This window comes from Mycobacterium sp. NGS51, from assembly GCF_059812525.1.
The window spans coordinates 22,702-42,299 of the sequence record NZ_JCALCV010000028.1 but is presented as its reverse complement, the minus strand read 5'-3'; the positions used below and the strand labels follow the sequence as shown (position 1 = coordinate 42,299).

General features: G+C 65.2%; 18 protein-coding genes. 5 read left to right on the top strand and 13 right to left on the bottom strand.

Annotated elements, in window-relative coordinates; all coding sequences use genetic code 11:
- Entirely contained in the window at positions 1–843 is an 843-nt protein-coding gene (locus AC5Y5W_RS23995) for a MaoC/PaaZ C-terminal domain-containing protein (protein ID WP_500013572.1), read from the bottom strand.
- Between the two features lie 3 nt (positions 844–846).
- Positions 847–2,202: a 3-oxoacyl-ACP reductase gene (locus tag AC5Y5W_RS23990; protein WP_500013574.1), complete on the bottom strand. Its 1,356-nt coding sequence runs from the start codon at positions 2,200–2,202 to the stop codon at positions 847–849.
- A 159-nt stretch (positions 2,203–2,361) separates the two neighbouring features.
- On the opposite strand from AC5Y5W_RS23990, the gene AC5Y5W_RS23985 reads away from it, so the two are divergent.
- Positions 2,362–3,693, top strand: a complete 1,332-nt coding sequence (locus AC5Y5W_RS23985) for an acetyl-CoA C-acetyltransferase (RefSeq protein ID WP_500013638.1) — start codon at positions 2,362–2,364, stop codon at positions 3,691–3,693.
- Positions 3,694–3,948: 255 nt separating this feature from the next.
- Here the strand turns inward: AC5Y5W_RS23985 and AC5Y5W_RS23980 are convergent, their stop codons facing one another.
- Positions 3,949–5,784 carry an acyl-CoA dehydrogenase gene (locus tag AC5Y5W_RS23980; RefSeq protein WP_500013576.1) on the bottom strand — a complete coding sequence of 612 codons (1,836 nt, stop codon included), beginning with the start codon at positions 5,782–5,784 and terminating at the stop codon, positions 3,949–3,951.
- Positions 5,785–6,150: 366 nt separating this feature from the next.
- Here AC5Y5W_RS23980 and AC5Y5W_RS23975 point away from each other — a divergent pair, with 366 nt between their 5' ends.
- Entirely contained in the window at positions 6,151–6,639 is a 489-nt protein-coding gene (locus AC5Y5W_RS23975; protein ID WP_500013577.1) for a flavin reductase family protein, read from the top strand.
- Between the two features lie 13 nt (positions 6,640–6,652).
- On the opposite strand, the gene AC5Y5W_RS23970 is transcribed toward AC5Y5W_RS23975, so the two are convergent.
- The 5 genes from AC5Y5W_RS23970 to AC5Y5W_RS23950 all read right to left on the bottom strand — a co-directional run bounded on the left by AC5Y5W_RS23970 (position 6,653) and on the right by AC5Y5W_RS23950 (position 10,796).
- Positions 6,653–6,814 carry a hypothetical protein gene (locus tag AC5Y5W_RS23970; protein WP_500013579.1) on the bottom strand — a complete coding sequence of 54 codons (162 nt, stop codon included), beginning with the start codon at positions 6,812–6,814 and terminating at the stop codon, positions 6,653–6,655.
- Between the two features lie 73 nt (positions 6,815–6,887).
- The gene (locus AC5Y5W_RS23965) at positions 6,888–7,634 is read right to left on the bottom strand and encodes a succinate dehydrogenase/fumarate reductase iron-sulfur subunit (RefSeq protein WP_500013581.1); all 747 of its coding nucleotides are present in this window, start codon (positions 7,632–7,634) and stop codon (positions 6,888–6,890) included.
- A complete protein-coding gene (locus AC5Y5W_RS23960; RefSeq protein ID WP_500013583.1) occupies positions 7,635–9,557 on the bottom strand; it encodes a fumarate reductase/succinate dehydrogenase flavoprotein subunit in 1,923 nt (640 codons plus the stop codon).
- Positions 9,558–9,603: 46 nt separating this feature from the next.
- Positions 9,604–10,428, bottom strand: coding sequence for a succinate dehydrogenase subunit SdhC (sdhC, locus tag AC5Y5W_RS23955; protein WP_500013585.1), 825 nt, complete (start codon positions 10,426–10,428; stop codon positions 9,604–9,606).
- 74 nt (positions 10,429–10,502) lie between these two features.
- Complete coding sequence (locus AC5Y5W_RS23950; RefSeq protein ID WP_499887789.1) at positions 10,503–10,796, bottom strand: Rv0250c family protein; 294 nt, start codon at positions 10,794–10,796, stop codon at positions 10,503–10,505.
- Between the two features lie 110 nt (positions 10,797–10,906).
- Here AC5Y5W_RS23950 and AC5Y5W_RS23945 point away from each other — a divergent pair, with 110 nt between their 5' ends.
- Positions 10,907–11,668: an isocitrate lyase/PEP mutase family protein gene (locus AC5Y5W_RS23945; RefSeq protein ID WP_500013587.1), complete on the top strand. Its 762-nt coding sequence runs from the start codon at positions 10,907–10,909 to the stop codon at positions 11,666–11,668.
- Positions 11,669–11,736: 68 nt separating this feature from the next.
- On the opposite strand, the gene AC5Y5W_RS23940 is transcribed toward AC5Y5W_RS23945, so the two are convergent.
- Entirely contained in the window at positions 11,737–12,183 is a 447-nt protein-coding gene (locus AC5Y5W_RS23940) for an Hsp20/alpha crystallin family protein (RefSeq protein WP_500013589.1), read from the bottom strand.
- Positions 12,184–12,386: 203 nt separating this feature from the next.
- Between AC5Y5W_RS23940 and nirB the strand changes: the two genes are divergently transcribed.
- On the top strand, positions 12,387–14,960 hold the full coding sequence (gene nirB, locus AC5Y5W_RS23935; RefSeq protein ID WP_500013591.1) for a nitrite reductase large subunit NirB: 2,574 nt from the start codon (positions 12,387–12,389) through the stop codon (positions 14,958–14,960).
- Positions 14,961–14,985: 25 nt separating this feature from the next.
- Positions 14,986–15,396 carry a nitrite reductase small subunit NirD gene (gene nirD, locus AC5Y5W_RS23930; protein WP_500013593.1) on the top strand — a complete coding sequence of 137 codons (411 nt, stop codon included), beginning with the start codon at positions 14,986–14,988 and terminating at the stop codon, positions 15,394–15,396.
- Here nirD and AC5Y5W_RS23925 read toward each other — a convergent pair.
- The 4 genes from AC5Y5W_RS23925 to AC5Y5W_RS23910 all read right to left on the bottom strand — a co-directional run bounded on the left by AC5Y5W_RS23925 (position 15,366) and on the right by AC5Y5W_RS23910 (position 19,597).
- Positions 15,366–16,052, bottom strand: coding sequence for a sirohydrochlorin chelatase (locus tag AC5Y5W_RS23925; protein WP_500013595.1), 687 nt, complete (start codon positions 16,050–16,052; stop codon positions 15,366–15,368). The two genes, nirD and AC5Y5W_RS23925, sit on opposite strands and share 31 nt — an antisense overlap.
- Positions 16,049–17,191, bottom strand: coding sequence for a uroporphyrinogen-III synthase (locus AC5Y5W_RS23920; RefSeq protein WP_500013597.1), 1,143 nt, complete (start codon positions 17,189–17,191; stop codon positions 16,049–16,051). Before AC5Y5W_RS23920 ends, AC5Y5W_RS23925 begins: the two co-directional genes overlap by 4 nt.
- Positions 17,192–17,279: 88 nt before the next feature.
- Positions 17,280–18,680: a nitrate/nitrite transporter gene (locus tag AC5Y5W_RS23915; RefSeq protein WP_500013599.1), complete on the bottom strand. Its 1,401-nt coding sequence runs from the start codon at positions 18,678–18,680 to the stop codon at positions 17,280–17,282.
- 371 nt (positions 18,681–19,051) lie between these two features.
- Complete coding sequence (locus AC5Y5W_RS23910) at positions 19,052–19,597, bottom strand: GNAT family N-acetyltransferase (RefSeq protein WP_500013601.1); 546 nt, start codon at positions 19,595–19,597, stop codon at positions 19,052–19,054.
- Position 19,598 lies beyond the last annotated feature (1 nt).

The window sequence follows — 19,598 nt, the reverse complement described above, 5'->3', positions numbered from 1 at the left end:
CTACAGCGCCCGTAGCGTGCCGGTGAGGTACGGGTAGCCCTTGGCGATATTGCGCAGACTCAGATCCCAGCCGTCATTGACCTGATCGACGTAGAGCCCGGCCTTGGCGGGCAGTACCAGTGGCTTGCCGAACCGCACCGAATACTTCACCGCGTCGGGCAGGCGGCCCTCGAGGTTGACCAATACCGCTGCCGCGCTGAACATCCCATGTGCAATGACGGTCGGGAACCCGAACAACTTGGCGCCGATGGGATTGGTGTGAATCGGGTTGTGGTCGCCGCCGATGGCGGCGTAGCGGCGAATCTGCCCGGCGTTGATCGGCAAGACAGCATTCGGGGGAGGCAGCTTGGGCTGCTTCTGCGGCGGTGGCTTGGGCTCGTCCGACAGACTGGTGCGCTGCTGATGCAGGAAGGTCGTCACTTGATGCCACGCGGTGTCGTTGCCGACGCTGACATCGGTCACCAGGTCTACCAGCAGACCCTTACGGTGTTCGCGGATGTTTTCTGCGTGCACCGCGATGTCCACGGTATCAGTCACCTTGATCGGCCGGTACTGCGTGATGTGGTTTTCGATGTGAACCGAACCCATTGCGGGAAAAGGAAAGTCGAAGGCGGTCACCAACGACATCATGGTCGGGAAGGTCAGCGCGAACGGGTAGGTCAGCGGCACGTTGTCGCCGTAGATCAGTCCGGTGACCCCGGCGTAAGCGGCGACGTTCGTACGGTCGATGGGCACGTCCTGCACCGTCACCGTCCGGTTGGACAGATGATCGCTGCGCGGTACGAACGGCAACGCCCCGGCTGCGGCGCGGACCAGGTTCTTCAGGCCACTGGGCTGGGTCACCGGTTACGCCCCTAACATTGCTTGGCCGCAGACGCGAATCACGTTGCCCGTCACGGCGTTCGACGCGGGGCTGGCGAAGTAGGCGATGGTCTCGGCCACATCGACCGGCTGGCCGCCTTGATACAGCGAGTTCAGCCGCCGGCCCACCTCGCGGGTGGCCAGCGGAATCGCGGCCGTCATCTGGGTTTCGATGAATCCCGGCGCGACCGCGTTGATCGTGACGCCCTTCTCGGCCAGTTCCGGCGCCAGCGCCTGGGTCAGCCCGATCATGCCCGCTTTGGTCGCGGCGTAATTAGTCTGCCCGCGGTTGCCGGCGATACCGGCCATCGAGGAGAGGCCAATCACCCGGCCGCCTTCGCCGATGCTGCCGTTACCCACCAGCCCTTCGGTAAGACGTTTCGGCGCAAGCAGATTGACAGCGAGGACGGCGTTCCAACGGTCGTCGTCCATGTTGGCCAGCAGCTTGTCGCGAGTGATGCCCGCGTTGTTGACCAGCACGTCGGCCCGCCCGTTGTAGTGCTCACGCAGGTGCTCGGTGATCTTGTCGACGGCGTCGTCGGCGGTGACATCGAGGGTGAGCGCGGTGCCGCCGACCTTGGTGGCAGTCTTTTCGAGTGCTTCGCGGGCGCCTTCGACGTCGATCGCCACCACCCGGGCCCCGTCACGGGCGAATACCTCGGCGATGGTCGCGCCGATACCCCGCGCGGCGCCGGTCACGATCGCGACCTTGCCGTCCAGCGGCCGGTCCCAATCGGCGGGCGGGGTGGAATCCTCGGCGCCGACATGAAACACCTGGCCATCGACATAGGCGGATTTGGCCGACAGGATGAATCGCATCGTCGACTCCAGTCCGGTGGCCGCGGGTTTGGCGTCGGGGGCCAGGTAGACCAGCGCGACGGTGGCTCCCCGGCGCAACTCCTTGCCCAGTGAGCGGGTGAAGCCCTCCAGCGCGCGCTGGGCAATCCGCTCGTCGGTGCTGCCGGCTGCCTCGGGAGTAGTTCCCACCACGACGATGCGGCCGGAGGGACCGACGTTGCGTAGCAGTGGAGTGAAGAATTCATGCAGTGCCGTCAGGCCGGCCGGGCCGGTGATTGCGGTGGCGTCGAAGACCAATCCGCCGAACGAGTCGACCCATCGACCGCCGAGGTTGGCCCCGACCACGTCGTAGTCCTTGTCCAATGCTGCACGTAGCGGTTCGACCACCCGGCCCTCGCCGCCGATCAAGAGCGACCCGGCCAGCGGCGGATCGCTGGCGCGGTAGCGGCGCAGCGGCTCGGGTTGGGGGATGCCGAGTTGTTTGGCCAGAAACGACCCGGGGCCGGAGTTGACGACCTGAGAGAATAGATCCGTGGGGGCCACTGAAGTTGCCTTCCATATCGAGCGTGCCATCTATCGACAACCGTAACGAGACCGAACTTACTCCAGAGTAAGAACCGTGGGTACTATGACCTTAACCGCGGATAACCCCTACTGACGGAGACAAACGTGGCCCCTGCCAATTCCTCTGCAAGTTCCAAGATCGGTGACCAGCCCTCGAAGGCGGCGACGCAGTCCCGGCGGCGTGTCGCTGTGTTGGGCGGCAACCGTATCCCGTTCGGGCGTTCCGACCGCGCGTACGCCGAGGCGTCCAACCAGGACATGTTCACCGCAGCCCTGGCCGGCTTGGTCGACCGGTTCGGCCTGTCCGGTGAGCGGCTGGGCGCGGTGATCGGCGGTGCCGTGCTCAAGCACAGCCGCGACTTCAACCTGATGCGTGAATGCGTGCTGGGGTCGGCGCTGTCGTCCTACACGCCGGCCTTCGACATGCAGCAAGCCTGTGGCACCGGGCTGCAGGCGGCGATCGCGGCAGCCGACGGCATCGCCGCGGGCCGCTACGCGGTTGCCGCCGCCGGCGGGGTGGACACCACGTCCGATGCGCCGATCGGCCTGGGCGACAATTTGCGCCGCACGTTGCTCGGGCTGCGCCGGTCGAAGTCCAATGTGCAGCGGCTGAAGCTGGTGGGCAAACTGCCCGCCAGCCTCGGCGTGGAGATCCCGGTGAACAGCGAACCGCGCACCGGACTGTCGATGGGCGAACACCAGGCCATCACTGCCAAACAGATGGGCATCAAGCGGGTCGACCAGGACGAGTTGGCCGTGGCCAGCCACCGCAACATGGCGGCCGCCTACGACCGGGGCTTCTTCGACGACCTGGTCACGCCATTTCTGGGGCTGTACCGTGACGACAACCTGCGGCCGGACGCGTCGGTGGAGAAGCTGGCCAAGCTCAAGCCGGTGTTCGGCGTCAAAGCCGGCGACGCCACGATGACGGCGGGCAATTCGACGCCCCTGACCGACGGCGCCTCGGTCGCGCTGCTGTCCAGTGAAGAATGGGCTTCCGAACATTCGCTGACACCGTTGGCCTACTTCGTCGACGCCGAGACCGCCGCCGTGGACTACGTCAACGGTGCCGACGGCCTGCTGATGGCGCCGACGTATGCGATACCGCGGCTGTTGGCCCGCAACGGGTTGAGCCTGCAGGACTTCGACTTCTACGAGATCCACGAGGCCTTCGCGTCGGTGGTGCTCGCCCATCTGCAGGCCTTGGAGTCCGAGGAGTACTGCAAGGAACGGCTTGGCCTGGATGCCGCGCTGGGACCGATCGACCGGTCCAAGCTCAATGTCAATGGCTCGTCGCTGGCTGCCGGTCATCCCTTCGCCGCCACCGGCGGACGGATCCTCGCACAGACCGCCAAGCAGCTGGCGGAAAAGAAGGCCGAGCAGAAGGGGAGTGACGGCAAGCCACTGCGCGCCCTGATCTCGATCTGCGCGGCCGGCGGCCAAGGCGTCGCCGCCATTCTGGAGGCTTGATCGGACCGGCGGAGAATTTCCGCCTCAGATTGTTTTGTAACACCGGGCCGCGGGTATGCGACGTGCCGGATAGCTCCGCGTTGTCGTCCGACCCCCCGACCCGATGGCAATGCGGAGCTTCCCTGAATTAACTGGCACGCCGTTGGGATGAGGGGACTTAGCGGCGGTCATTTCAGTTCGGGGTGGCTCGCAGTCGCAAAGTCCCCCGTTTCGTAGCAGCGAAACGGGGGACTGTTGCGTCTTAACGCCTGATCATCAGAAGGCGGCTTCGTCAAGCTCCATGATGTCGTTGTCGATCGTTTCGACCACCTGGCGAGTGCTGGTCAGCAGCGGCAGGAGATTCTTCGCGAAGAACGACGCCACCGCGATCTTGCCCTCGTAGAAGGCCCGATCGCTGTCGCTGGCCCCGGCGTCGAGCGCCTCGACGGCCACCGCGGCCTGACGCAGCAACAACCAGCCGATCACCAAGTCGCCGACGCTCATCAGGAAGCGCACCGAACCCAGGCCCACCCGGTAGATGCTGGAGATGTCCTCCTGCGCGGCCATCAGGTAGCCGGTCAGCGCGGCTGCCATGGCCTGCACGTCGGTCAACGCGGTGGCCAGCAGCGCGCGCTCGGCCTTCAGCCTGCCGTTGCCGGACTCGTTCTTGACGAATTGCTCGATCTGCCCTGCCACGTGGGCCAGCGCCACACCCTTGTCCCGGACGATCTTGCGGAAGAAGAAGTCCTGCGCCTGGATGGCGGTGGTGCCTTCGTACAGCGAATCGATCTTGGCGTCGCGGATGTATTGCTCGATCGGGTAGTCCTGCAGGAAGCCGGACCCACCGAGGGTCTGCAGGCTCTCGGTGAGCTTGGCGTAGGCCTGCTCAGAGCCCACTCCTTTGACCACCGGCAGCATCAGGTCGTTGACCTTGACTGCCAGATCGGCGTCCACATCGTGCACCGCCTTGGCCACCCCGGCGTCCTGGTAGGTCGCGGTGTAGAGGTACAGCGCACGCAGACCCTCGGCGTAGGCCTTCTGGGTCATCAGGGAACGACGCACATCGGGGTGGTGAGTGATCGACACCCGCGGTGCGGTCTTGTCAGTCATCTGGGTCAGATCGGCGCCCTGCACCCGCTCCTTGGCGTACGCCAGCGCGTTCAGGTAACCAGTCGACAGCGTCGCAATGGCCTTGGTGCCGACCATCATCCGCGCCTGCTCGATGACGTCGAACATCTGCGCAATGCCGTTGTGCACCTCGCCGACCAGCCAGCCCTTGGCCGGCACGTCGTGCTGACCGAAGGACAGCTCACAGGTCGCCGAGACCTTCAGGCCCATCTTGTGCTCGACGTTGGTCACGAACACGCCGTTGCGCTCGCCCGGTTCACCCGTCTCCGGGTCGAAGTGGAACTTCGGCACGAAGAACAGCGACAGGCCCTTGGTGCCGGGGCCGGCGCCCTCGGGGCGGGCCAGCACCAGGTGGAAGATGTTCTCGAACAGGTCACCGGAGTCGGCGGAGGTGATGAACCGCTTGACCCCGTCGATGTGCCAGGAGCCGTCGTCCTGCTGCACGGCCTTGGTGCGGGCAGCACCCACATCTGAGCCGGCGTCCGGCTCGGTCAACACCATGGTCGAGCCCCAGCCGCGCTCGGCGGCCAGCACGGCCCACTTCTTCTGCTCCTCGGTGCCCAGGTGGTAGAGGATGTTGGCGAAACCTGCGCCGCCTGCGTACATCCACACCGCCGGGTTGGCGCCCAGCAGGTGCTCGTGCAGCGCCCACATCATCGCCTTGGGCATTGGCATACCGCCCAGTGCCTCGTCGAGTCCAACCCGGTCCCAACCGGCCTCGGTAACCGCGCGCACCGACTTCTTGAACGACTCAGGCAGCGTCACCGTATGCGTTTCCGGGTCGAAGGTGGGCGGATTGCGGTCACCTTCGACGAACGAGTCAGCGACAGGCCCCGCGGCCAACCTGCTGATCTCTTCCAACATCTCACGGGCGGTGTCGGCGTCCAGATCGCTGAAGTCGCCTTCCCCGAACGCCTTGTCCACGCCTAAGACCTCGAAAAGGTTGAATACCTGGTCGCGGACATTGCTCTTGTAGTGGCTCACGTGCTCCTCCTCGATGAGAATGCCACTCGTGGTTGGGTACTAGGGCTAAGTTACCCACCAGTAACAGCGCCAAACTTAACGGTTCGGTAACTGCAACGCAAGCGACTGTGAGCTAAATTTCATAACCTAAGCAACCAACCGGTTGGGCCACACGTTCTCAGCGCTGTGACCTGCGGCGATGGCGGATACGTACGTCGTGTGGCAAGCGTCACCGAGCTTCGCTGGTCGCCCTCCGCGAGCATCTGCACGCCGGCGAAGCCGGTTCTTTGGCGGGCACACAGCACGGATATTTAGGCACCGCCGAGGTCAGCCTGTCCGCCGAGTAGGGTCAGAGTTGCGAAAATCCGTCGATCCGAATGAAGCCCGGTGAACTCTCCCGACAAGCTGACGCCGTCGTCTCTGCGCGAAGCCTTCGGGCATTTCCCGTCCGGCGTCATCGCCATTGCCGCTGAAGTCGGCGGTGTCCGGGAGGGGCTGGCGGCCAGCACCTTTGTCCCGGTGTCGCTGGATCCGCCGTTGGTCTCGTTCTGCGTGCAGAACACGTCGGCGACCTGGCCGAAACTCAAGGATGTGCCATCGCTGGGCATCAGCGTGCTGGGAGAGGCTCACGACGAGGCAGTTCGTACCCTGGCCGCCAAGACTGGCGATAGGTTCGCCGGCCTCGAAACGGTATCCAACGGCAGCGGAGCCGTCTTCATCAAGGGCACCAGCGTCTGGTTGGAAAGCGCCGTCGAGCAACTGGTCGCGGCGGGGGACCACACCATCGTCGTGCTGCGCGTGATCGACGTCCAGGTGGATCCCGCAGTGGCCCCGATCGTGTTTCACCGCAGCGTTTTCCGTCGCCTCGGCGTCTGATTAACCCTCCGGCTTACGGACGTTCGCCGAGCTCGTCGCGGTACTTCTGGATACGTTGCTCAATCTCGGTGGCCTCGTCGTGCCTGCCCTCCTTGTGGGCGATGTCGGCACGCGTGGACAACTCGCGGATCGCGGTTCGAATGTCGTTGGGGCTGGCAGGTTCTCGGATTGCCATCGCTACCGCCTTTCCGGTCGGGCTCTGCAGGGAGTACCCGCGCCGGACGTGAGCTAAAAAGCTCCCGGCTGATTTACCGCCGGAACAGCTTGTTGCCCAGCCAGACCACCGGGTCGTATTTACGACCGGCGACACGCTCCTTCATCGGGATGATGGCGTTGTCGGTGATCTTGATGCCTTCGGGACAGACTTCGGTGCAGCACTTGGTGATGTTGCACAGCCCGAGGCCGGCCTCCTCTTGGGCGAGGTCGCGCCGGTCAGCGGTGTCGAGTGGATGCATTTCCAGCTCGGCGAGGCGGATGAAAAAGCGCGGACCGGCGAACGCCTCCTTGTTTTCTTCGTGGTCGCGAATCACGTGGCAGACGTTTTGGCACAAAAAGCATTCGATGCACTTGCGGAATTCCTGTGAGCGCGCAACGTCGACCTGCGCCATCCGGTATTCGCCGGGCTGCAGATCCTTGGGTGGAGTGAACGACGGGATTTCACGCGCTTTTTCGTAGTTGAACGACACGTCGGTGACCAGGTCGCGGATCACCGGGAACGTCCGCAGTGGTGTCACGGTGACGACCTCGTCCTCGGCGAAGGTCGACATCCGGGTCATGCACATCAGCCGGGGCCGGCCGTTGATCTCCGCCGAACACGATCCGCACTTGCCGGCCTTGCAGTTCCACCGCACCGCGAGGTCGGGCGTCTGGGTCTGCTGCATTCGGTGGATGACGTCGAGGACCACCTCACCCTCATTGACCTCGACGGTGAAGTCTTCCAGGCCGCCGCCGTCGGTGTCGCCGCGCCACACCCGCATGGTGCCGTTGTACGTCATCTAGCTTCTCCGTCCTGGGTGGTCGGCCAGCTCTCCGTCGGTGTAGTACTTCTCCAGCTCGGAGATCTCGAAGAGCTCCAGCAAGTCGGCTCGCATCGGGACCTGCTCCTGGCGGCTGACACTGATGTGCGGAACGTTGACGTGCCCGGCCCCACTGTCGGCCCGGCACACCAACAACGTATTCCGCCAATCGGCTTCCATGGCGGGATGGTCGTCGCGGGTATGGCCGCCGCGGCTCTCGGTGCGCTCCAACGCCGCCCGGGCCACGCATTCGCTGACCATCAGCATGTTGCGCAGGTCGATGGCGAGGTTCCACCCCGGGTTGTACTGGCGGTGTCCTTCGACTTGCACCTTGGTGAACCGGGCCCGAAGGTCCTCCAAGCGCGACAGCGCCTCGGAGATCTCGTCGGACTTGCGGATGATCCCGACCAGCTCGTTCATCGCGTCCTGCAAGTCGATCTGCAGTTTGTACGGATTCTCCGCTGCCGAACCGTCTTCGGGCCCGTCGAACGGCGCCAGCGCCAGCTTCGCCGCGGCGTCGACGGCCTCCTGGGAAACCGCCGGACGGCTGGGGAGGGCCCGCACGTAATCCGCAGCGCCGAGACCGGCGCGCCTGCCGAACACCAGCAGATCCGACAGCGAGTTGCCGCCCAGCCGGTTGGAACCGTGCATTCCGCCGGAGCACTCGCCGGCGGCGAAGAGTCCCGGTACCGTTGCCGCACCGGTGTCCGGGTCGACCTCGATACCGCCCATCACGTAGTGACAGGTCGGCCCGACTTCCATTGGCTCCTTGGTGATGTCGACTCCGGCCAGCTCCATGAACTGGTGATACATCGACGGCAGCCGCCGCTTGATCTCCGCAGGCGTCAGCCGCGACGCGATATCCAGGTAGACCCCGCCGTGCGGAGTGCCGCGGCCGGCCTTGACCTCCGAGTTGATCGCGCGAGCCACCTCGTCGCGGGGCAGCAGGTCAGGGGTGCGACGGGCCGAGTCGTTGTCTTTGAGCCACTGGTCGGCTTCTTGCGCGGTCTCGGCGTACTGCCCTTTGAACACCGGTGGGATGTAGTCGAACATGAAACGAGAGTCTTCCGAATTCTTTAACACACCGCCGTCCCCGCGGACACCCTCGGTGACCAGGATCCCCTTCACGCTGGGCGGCCACACCATGCCCGTCGGGTGGAACTGGACGAACTCCATGTTGATCAGCGTCGCCCCAGCCCGCAGCGCCAGCGCATGGCCGTCGCCGGTGTACTCCCACGAGTTGGAGGTCACCTTGAACGACTTGCCGATGCCGCCGGTGGCCATCACCACCGCGGGGGCCTCGAACAGCACGAACCGGCCGCTCTCCCGCCAGTACCCGAACGCGCCGGCGATCGCGTCGCCGTCCTTGAGCAGCTCGGTGATCGTGCACTCGGCAAACACCTTGATCCGCGCTTCGTAGTCGCCGGATTCGGCGTAATCCTCCTGCTGCAGCGAGACGATCTTCTGCTGCATGGTGCGGATCAATTCGAGGCCGGTGCGGTCACCGACGTGCGCCAGCCGCGCGTAGGTGTGGCCACCGAAGTTGCGCTGGCTGATCTTGCCGTCTTTGGTGCGGTCGAACAGTGCGCCGTAGGTCTCCAATTCCCAGACCCGGTCGGGCGCCTCTTTGGCGTGCAGTTCAGCCATGCGCCAGTTGTTCAGGAACTTCCCGCCGCGCATGGTGTCGCGGTAGTGGACCTGCCAGTTGTCTTTCGGATTGGCGTTGCCCATCGACGCTGCGCAGCCACCTTCGGCCATCACCGTGTGGGCCTTGCCGAACAGGGATTTAGATACCACCGCAACTTTCAGGCCACGCTCGCGTGCCTCGATGACCGCGCGCAGCCCCGCGCCGCCGGCACCGATTACGACGACGTCGTACGCGTGCCGTTCGACCTCAACCATGAAACCTCACTCAACTCTTGCTGATTGTCCCGACTGATTCTGCTTGTCAGTTGCCGATGAATCTCAGGTCGGTAATAGTGCCGCTGGCCACCAGCATGACGTAGAAGTCGGTGAGCGCCAGGCTGGCCAGCGTGATCCACGCGAACTGCATGTGCCTGGTGTTCAGCCTCGTGACCTGGGTCCAGATCCAGTACCGCACCGGGTGCTTGGAGAAGTGCTTGAGCCGTCCGCCGGTGACGTGCCGGCAGGAGTGGCATCCGCCGGTGTAGGCCCACAGCAAGATCACGTTGACCACCAAAATGATGTTGCCCAAACCGAATCCGAACCCGGACGGGGAATGGAAGGCGACGATGGCGTCGTAGGTGTTGAGCAGCGCCAGCAGCGACGCGGCGTAGAAGAAGTAACGGTGGCTGTTCTGAAAGATCAGCGGCAGCCGTGTCTCACCGGTGTATCCGGCGCGCGGCTCGGGCACCGCGCAGCCCGCCGGCGACAACCACACCGAGCGGTAGTAGGCCTTGCGGTAGTAGTAGCAGGTGATGCGGAACGCGAGCAGGAACGGTAATACCAGCATTCCCAGCGGAATCCAGCGGGGGAATTCCGGCAGCCAGACGCCCAGATGGCTGGAGTGCGGGACACATGACTTACTGATGCACGGCGAGTAGAACGGCGTCAGGTAGTGGTATTTGTCCACCCAGTAGGCGCTACCCCAGAACGCCCGGATGGTCGCGTAGATGATGAACGCGGCCAAACCGATGTCGGTCATCAGTGGCGGGAACCACCACTTGTCGGTGCGCAGGTTCGACTGCGGCACGTTGGCGCGGGTGGCTGAGAAGACGCCGGTGGCAGGACGGTTCGCCGTGGGTGCGCTCATCTGATGTGATCCTCTTCGCGTGGGGCTCGTTGGAGAGTACTAAGTCACACAGCTGCACCCGGACCGCGGGGTGGTCAGGACCGACTATGGCCGCCGACACCCTCGTCGTCCACGTCACGCCAGAACTCGGCGTCGTATTGGGTGTCGGGGATGGAGATCTTCTCGCCCGGATGCGGCAGCGGACCGGCCAGTTCCAGTTCGCCGGCGTCGATGTCGAGCAACTCGACATCGTTGAGGATTCGCTCGGCGTCGTTGACAATGCGCCGCATCGCCGGGGTGTCGGCGTATCGCGACCGCAACGACGTCACACACCGGCGCAGGCCACCGATCAGGTCGTGCAATTCGGCGAGTTCAGTAGTGGTCGACAACGGATCTCCCTGGGCCGAGGTGTCATGGATCACAGTACGTGCCTCGATACTATCCACCGCACACAGCCGGCGTGAGACAGGTCACGTCCTCGAGGAGAGGCTCAGCACAGATGCCAGCAGACAGCACACCAGTCGATCGGGCGAACGCGTTACTGGCACTGCACCAGCCCGGCAACCCAGTGATTCTGCCGACGGTGTGGGATGCCTGGTCGGCGCGGCTGGCCACCGAAGCAGGATTCGCTGCGCTGACCATCGGCAGCCATCCCGTCGCCGATTCGGTCGGCAAATCGGACAACGAAGGCATGTCGTTCGACGACCTGCTCGGCCGGGTCGCGCAGATCACCGCTGCGGTGGACGTCCCGGTTTCGGTGGATATCGAGTCGGGTTACGGGCTGTCGTCATCGCGGCTCATCGAAGGGCTGCTCAGTGCGGGTGGGGTGGGCCTGAACATCGAGGACTCCGTACACAGCGAGGGCAAGCGGCTGCGGTCCGCCGGTGAACACGCCGAGCTGGTCGGTGCACTGCGCGCGGCTGCCGATGCGGCCGGGGTGCATGTGGTGATCAACGCCCGCACCGATCTGTTCCTGCGGCAAGACGGTGACGAATCGGATCGCGTCGAGCGGGCGGTGGCGCGGCTGAAAGAGGCCGCGGCGGCCGGTGCCGATGTGCTCTACCCGGTCGGCCGCCATGATCCGGCGACGCTGCGGCGCTTGACTGCTGAGCTGCCGCTTCCGGTCAATGCGATCGCACTGCCCGACCAGGACGATCCGGCATCGTTCGGTCCGCTGGGTGTGGGGCGGATCAGCTTCGGGCCGTTCTTCCAGGCCGCGCTGGGGGCCCGGGCCAAGGAGATCCTGGCCCGCTGGGGTTAGCGCGGCGAACAGACACAGAATCGCATTATTCGATGCTCGAACGTGCGATTCTGCGTCTGCTCGCGCCGTTATTTGGTGATCGCGATGCGCTGCGTGCCGGTTCCCGCGTAAGCACCGGCGACCCGGACGGTCAGTACGCCGGCGTCGTACGAGGCCGAAATCGCCTCGCTGGTGATGTGGGCGGGCAGTTGGAACGACCGGCGGAACGATCCGTAGCGAACCTCCCGCAAGGTGCGGCCGTCCTTCTCCTCGGCGTGCTCGTCGCGGCGCTCGCCGTGGATGACCAACCGACCTGCGTCCAGTTCGACGTTGACGTCCTTCTCGACGTCTACACCGGCCAGCTCCAGGCGGACCACCGCGTCGTCGCCCTCTTTGACGATCTCCGCGGCGGGACTGAAGCCGCCGTCGGTGACTACCGGCTTGAACCAGTCGGAAGCCGCTGCGGGACCGAAGAATTCACGCAGCCAACGGTCGGTGTTCCGGGCCGGACGCGACCACAGTGTGACGTTGCTCATTGTTGTCTCCTCGTCGTGATGCGGCCGACACCGTATCGGCCTGCTATCCGGTAAACATGAGTCACCCACGCTTAAGTTCCACCTGGGCGTTCGCCCTGAGCGAATTCTTCTCACCAGCCTCACAGCGGCCTGTGAGATCAGCGTCACGGAGATGGCACATCGGACGAAACATGTTGGCAATATCGCGTTCCTAGCCTCGTGGCATGGCTCCACTCGAGACCCCGCGCCAGATCGTGGTCGTCGGCCACGGCATGGTGGGGCACCGGTTTGTCGAGGCACTGTGTGCCCGGGATGCCAACGGGGCCTGTGAAATCACCGTGCTGGCCGAGGAGCCCGATGCGGCTTACGACCGGGTGGGGCTGACTGCCTACACCGAGCGATGGGACCGGGACCTCCTGGCGCTCCCGGGTAACGACTACGCCGGCGACGAGCGGGTCCGACTGCTGCTGAACACTCGGGTCACCGAGATCGACCGGACCGCCAAATCGGTGCTGACCGCGGATGGCCAGCGGTATGGCTACGACACCCTGGTGTTGGCGACGGGCTCCTACCCGTTCGTCCCGCCAGTTCCGGGTCATGACCTGCCCGGTTGCCACGTTTATCGCACGCTCGACGACCTCGACGGCATCCGCGCCGATGTCCAGCGCACGCTGGACGCGGGCAACGTCAGCGCCGGTGTGGTGATCGGTGGCGGGCTACTGGGGCTCGAAGCCGCCAATGCCCTGCGTCAGTTCGGCCTGCAGACGCATGTCGTCGAGATGGCGCCGCGGTTGATGGCACAGCAGATCGACGAGGCCGGTGGCGCGCTGCTGGCAAGGATGATCACCGAGCTGGGCCTGGCGGTGCACGTCGACATGTCCACGGATTCGATTGAAACCGTTGAGCATTCGCAGGGCCCGCCGTCGGTGCGAGTGCACCTGTCGGACGGTGGCGTCATCGACGCCGGATTGGTGATTTTCGCCGCGGGTATCCGACCGCGCGACGAGTTGGCTGCTGCGGCGGGCCTGGCGATCGCGGGCCGGGGCGGTGTGCTCACCGACTTGTCTTGTCGGACAACCGACCCCGACGTGTACGCGGTAGGCGAGGTGGCCGCCATCGAAGGCCGCTGTTATGGGTTGGTCGGCCCGGGTTACGCCAGCGCCGAAGTCGTCGCCGACCGGTTGCTGGACGGCGCGGCCGAGTTCGGTGAGGCCGACATGTCGACCAAGCTGAAACTGCTCGGCGTCGACGTTGCCAGCTTCGGCGACGCGATGGGCACCACCGAGAACTGCCTTCAGGTCGTGGTCAACGACGCGGTCAAGCAGACCTACGCCAAGGTGGTGCTGTCCGACGACGCCAAAACGCTGTTGGGCGGCATCCTGGTCGGCGATGCCTCCTCGTATGGCGTGCTGCGGCCGATGGTCGGTTCGGAGCTGCCCGGTGATCCGCTGGCGTTGATTTCACCGCAATCCGGTGATGGGGCAGCGGTGTTGGGGGTCGGCGCGCTGCCCGGCTCGGCCCAGATCTGCTCGTGCAACAACGTCAGCAAGGCCCAACTGACCGACGCGATCGCCGCCGGCTGCACCGACGTGGCGGGTCTGAAATCATGCACCGGCGCCGGCACCTCGTGCGGCTCCTGCGTGCCGCTACTCAAGCAGCTCTTGGAAGCCGAGGGTGTCGAGCAGTCCAAGGCGTTGTGCGAGCACTTCAGCCAGTCACGTGCCGAGCTGTTCGAGATCGTCAGCGCCACCTCGATCCGCACCTTCTCGGCGTTGCTGGACCGCTTCGGCACCGGAAAGGGCTGCGACATCTGCAAACCCGTTGTCGCATCGATCCTGGCGTCAACCGGCTCGGAGCACATCCTCGACGGCGAGCAGGCGTCCCTGCAGGACTCCAACGACCATTTCCTGGCCAACATTCAGCGCAACGGCAGCTACTCGGTGGTGCCGCGGGTTCCCGGCGGCGACATCAAACCCGAACACCTGATTCTTATCGGCCAGATCGCCCAGGACTTCGGTCTGTACACCAAGATCACCGGCGGTCAGCGCATCGATATGTTCGGCGCCCGCGTCGATCAACTGCCGGCGATCTGGAAGCGGCTGGTCGATGCAGGAATGGAATCGGGGCACGCCTACGGCAAGGCGGTGCGCACGGTGAAAAGCTGCGTCGGCAGCGACTGGTGCCGCTATGGCCAACAGGATTCGGTCCAACTGGCCATCGACTTGGAGATGCGCTACCGCGGACTGCGGGCACCGCACAAGATCAAGTTGGGCGTCTCGGGCTGCGCGCGGGAGTGCGCCGAGGCGCGCGGCAAGGACGTCGGCGTGATCGCGACCGAAAAGGGCTGGAACCTCTACGTCGGCGGCAACGGCGGTATGACACCCAAACATGCCCAGCTGTTGGCCAGCGACCTCGACGAAAAGACGCTGGTCCGCTACATCGACCGGTTCCTGATGTTCTACATCCGCACCGCCGACCGGTTACAGCGTACGGCGCCGTGGATCGAGTCGATCGAAGGCGGACTGGATCACGTGCGCAGCGTGGTGTGCGACGACTCGCTGGGCCTGGCCGACGAGTTGGAGGCCGCGATGGAGCGGCACGTGGCCACCTACCAGTGTGAGTGGAAGGGCGTGCTGGAGGATCCCGACAAGCTGTCGCGGTTCGTGTCCTTCGTCAACGCTCCCGGCGCCGTCGACGCCACCGTGACATTCACCGAACACGCCGGCCGCAAGGTACCGGTACCGGTCCGCAACGACAGCTCAGTTTCCATCGGTATGCCCTCGATGCCGCGGGCGTGAATAACCAAGGCACCAAGGAGTTCTCATGACATTACTGGACGACATCACCCCCCTGTCGAACTTCGATGACCAGACCTGGACGGCGGCCTGCGCCTACGACTACCTCATTCCCGGCCGCGGTGTCGGCGTGCTGCTCGACGATGGATCGCAAGTGGCGCTGTTCCGGCTCGACGACGGCTCGCTGCATGCCATCGGCAACATCGACCCGTTCTCGGGCGCCGCGGTGCTGTCTCGCGGTATCGCCGGGGATCGGGACGGGCAGCCGGTTGTGCAATCACCGATTGCCAAGCAGGCCTTTGCTTTTGATCACGGCCGCTGCCTTGACGATCCCGCTGTCGCGGTGCCCGTCTACCCGACGCGAGTGGTGGACGGTGTCGTGCAGGTGGGCCGCGGTAAGTCTGCCGGTCAAGCAGCCACGCACATCGCGGCCGCCTGAAATCGGCCGGCGATCAGCCGCACCAACGCCGGGTGGGTACCCAGCGGCTCGGTGACCAGATCGGCGCCGCTGCGTCGCAACCGTCCCTGGAAAAGGCCATCGGCCAACAGATAGGACGCCACCACAACCCGACGCGAGGACCGGGCACGCGCCCTGGCCACGGCACCGGTGATGCTGCGCTCGGTGGCAGCCAACGCCGGTTCCACGGGTGAGTCGATCAGCGCGGACACCATCGCCGCGGTGGTACGCAGATCGCTATGGGCCGCGGGATCCGATGTGCCGGCCGCCGCCAGGATCACCGAATCGCCTGAACGCCAACCGATGCGAACCAATTGGCGGGCAACGATCGCTGCCACGTCAGGGCTCGGTCCCAGCGCCGGCGTGACGGTGACGTCGGGGTGTCCGCTGGCCGCGACATGCGCGGGCAGATCGGTGCGAACGTGATATCCGCGAGACAAGAACGCAGGCACCACGATCGCGGGGTCGGTGGCCGCCGCCGCGTCGGACAGCAATGCGCTCGGCGAGGGTCCCAGCACGTCGACGAATCCCACCTGCACGGTTTGGCCCACGACCGCGCTCACCTGCTCGGCAAGGCCGCCGACGATGGCGATCCCTGCCGATCTGCGGGTGCCATGCGCCACCAAGATCAGGCTCATGCCACTCCCGACTGTTCGTCGATGGCGAGCCGGTACCCACGTTTGACCACCGTTGCCACGATGCTCTTGTCGCCCAGCGCCGTTCGCAACCGAAGGACCGCCGTATCGACGGCATGGGTGTCGGAGCCGTTGCCGGGAAGAGCCCGCAACAGTGCGGCGCGGGCGACGACGTCTCCGGGCCGTTGAGCCAACACCCGCAAGGTGGCCATTCCCGCCGGGGAGAGTGATTTGATGGTCCCGTCGACCACCACACAGGAGCCGCGGATCTCGATCAGATGACCGGCGGCGCGCACGATGCGGGATCGTCGTGACGGCAACTCGTCGGCGATATGGCGGGCCAGCGCCGCCAGCCGCATTCGTTTCGGCGCCGAGGTCGGAATACCGGCCGCCAGTAGCGGTTGGGACGTCACCGGGCCGACGCACATCGCGTGCACGTCGGCGCCCAACGCGGCGAGCAACTGGTCGCCGATGCCCAGCTGGCGAGCCCGCAGTAGTGTCGCCGCCGCGGCCGGCGCCGAGGTGAAGCTGACGGCGTCAACCTGGCGTTGGGCGATCAGGGTCACCAGCTGGTCGAACCCCCCTGCCGGTGCCGGCAGCCAGCGATACACCCGCACCGGCACCACCTCGGCGCCCGCAGCGCGCAGCTCATCAACGAACTCCGGGAACGGATCCCAGTGGTCGCTGGCGCCGTGCAGCTGCAACGCGACCCGCTGTCCGTGTACACCGCCGCCGAGCAGGTACTGCAGCACCTCGCGCGACGACTCAGATCCAGGGCTCCACTCCTCATACAGGCCGGCTCCGCGCAACGCGCCGGTCGCTTTCGGTCCGCGCGACACGATCCGGGCGTCTCTCAGCACTGCGGTCAACTTGGTCGCCAGCCGCCAACCGTCGGCGGCGGCCAGCCAGCCGCGCAGGCCGATGCCGGTGGTAGCGACCAGGATGTCTGGCGGACGGGCGATCAGAGCTTCGGTGTGACGGCGCAGCTCGTCGTCGTCGAACAGGCCGACTTTGGTGATGGCCGGGGCGCTGTAGACCGTGGCACCGGAGCGGCGCAGCAGCGCACACAGCTCGTCGGCACGGTGCGCGGACGTCACCGCGACCCGGTAGCCGACCAGCGGCGGCGAGTCTGGCTGGTCCATATGAAGTGTGTATGCCTGATAGATTGCCGCCGCATTACCTGGCAATTTCCGCCGAGTTGCCCCGTCGTCACACCGGCGGGGTAATCGGTCACACGCGGGCGCGCGCCGGCTCGCTTTCCGCGTCGGGCACGGCGGTGGCCGAAACAGGAGGGCGCACGTACATGGCCCAGGTCAGCAACGAAGCGACAAGGTAGAAGATCAGGAAAATCCAGAACGCCGAGGTCTCGGTGCCGGTGCTCTCGTAGGACTGCCGTAACGCCAGGTTGATCGCCACACCACCGAGTGCTCCGACGGCTCCCGCGAACCCGATCAACGCCCCCGACATCGCGCGGGACCAGTGCCGGCGCTCGGCTTCATTGACGTCCAGCGCACGACTGCGCGCCTCGAAGATCGACGGGATCATCTTGAATACCGACCCGTTGCCGACCCCCGACAGGATGAACAGCGCAATGAACCCGATGACGTATCCGACCAGCGTTGCGCCCGGTGCAGAGCCGTGACTGTATTCGTCGTAGCTGCTGACGCCGACCAATAGCCCGGTAGCCAGGATCATCCCGCCGAACACCGCCAGCGTGATACGACTTCCTCCGATGCGGTCGGCCAACCGGCCGCCGTAGATTCGCGAGAGTGATCCCAATAGTGGCCCCAGGAAGGCGATTTGGGCGACGTGCAGCGATGCTTGCGCGGCAGTCTGTCCGCTGGTCATGAAGTTGATGTAGAGCACCCGGCCGAACGCGAACGAGAATCCGATGAACGACCCGAACGTACCGATGTAGAGCAGTGAGATCACCCAGGTGTGCCGCACGAACAGGATCGACCGCAAATTGCCGACCTCGATGCTGTGGTCCAAATTGTCCATGAACACCGCCGCCGCGATGCCGACAATCGCCAGCAGCACAAGATAAAACGCGCACACCCAGTAGGGCTGCCGGCTGCCCGCGGTGGCCAGTACCAGCAGTCCCACCAGCTGAACGACCGCCACCCCCAGGTTGCCGCCGCCGGCGTTGACCGCCAACGCCCAGCCCTTGAGCCGCTGGGGATAAAAAGCATTGACGTTGGCCAGCGAGGCGGAATAATTGCCGCCGCCCAAACCGGTGGCCGCGGCACACAACACGTACGGCCACAACGGCAGTCCGGGATTGGCCAGCAGCACGATCGTTCCCACGGTGGGCACCAGCAGCACCAGCGCCGAGAACGTCGTCCAGTTGCGGCCACCGAATTTCGCGATACCCAATGTGTAGGGGATGCGTACGCACCCTCCGACCAACGTTGCGATTGCGCCGAGCAGCAGTTTGTCGCTCGGCGAAAAGCCGTAGACCGATTCCGGCATGAACAGCACCATCACCGACCACAATGACCAGATCGAAAACGCGACGTGGTCGCCGGCCACCGTGCAAATCAGGTTACGTCGAGCGATGGCTTTGTTGCCGGCCTCCCAGGCGACGGTGTCCTCGGGATTCCAGTCGGAGATGCGATGCGAGCGGGCCATGCAGACATAACCTTTCGGCTTTCAGGTGCGCCAACACCGTTGCACTGGCAGAGTGGTCGGCGCCCTACGGCCCCGAGTTATCCCGAGCCGCAAGTTATTTCGCTTGCTGTGCGGTAGCTGTGCGGGTACAGGTGCCGCTATCGAGGCATACAACGCTGTATTCGGCAATCACACATGAGGATTCGAACCGGGTCAAGTCAGATCCGGGCATTCCGGCTTAAGATTGTGTTCCGGTTAGCTGAAAGGACGCTGCAAAGATTGTTAAATCATTGTTTCGCAGTTAGGTTGCGCCACAATAGGCTTCGTCTATAACAGTCAAAACCGCCTTGCGACGCAGGAAATGTGCGGTCGATCACAGCGGCCGCGGCCGGTCACCAAACGTCGCCGTCGCGCCAATCGCAGGTCAACTCCGCGGAGGTGTCCACCGTGGCCGCGACCGGAAGCACGAACACCGAGCCGTCGTCGTCCGGGGTGCGCAGCGTCCCGGCGGGAGCCAGCACCGACGTCTGCCCGCACCACGGCAGCCAGCCGCGCACGACGAAGAGTCGCCGTCCGCGCTCGGAAGCGCTCAGCGCACCAATGTGGTAGCCGCCGCGGATGACCTGCTCGCAAGCGTCGAGCACCGCGATCGCCAGTCCTTGGCCGCGCCACTCCTCGGCCACCGCCACAGCTTCGATGTAGCCGCAGCGCAGCGCGCTGCCGCGGTGAATGAGCCGCCGCTGGACCACTGCAGCATGGGCGATGATCACGCCACGATGCCAGATCAGGGCATGCATCCCGCCTAGCGCGTGGTCCCAGTCGCAGTCGGTGAAACCGCCGCCGAACGCGTCGATGACCATCTGGCGAGCGCTGTGCCGGGTCTCGCAATCGAGATCGGCGGTGTGGACCAGGCGAGCGGTGTGGACCTGGGTGTACACA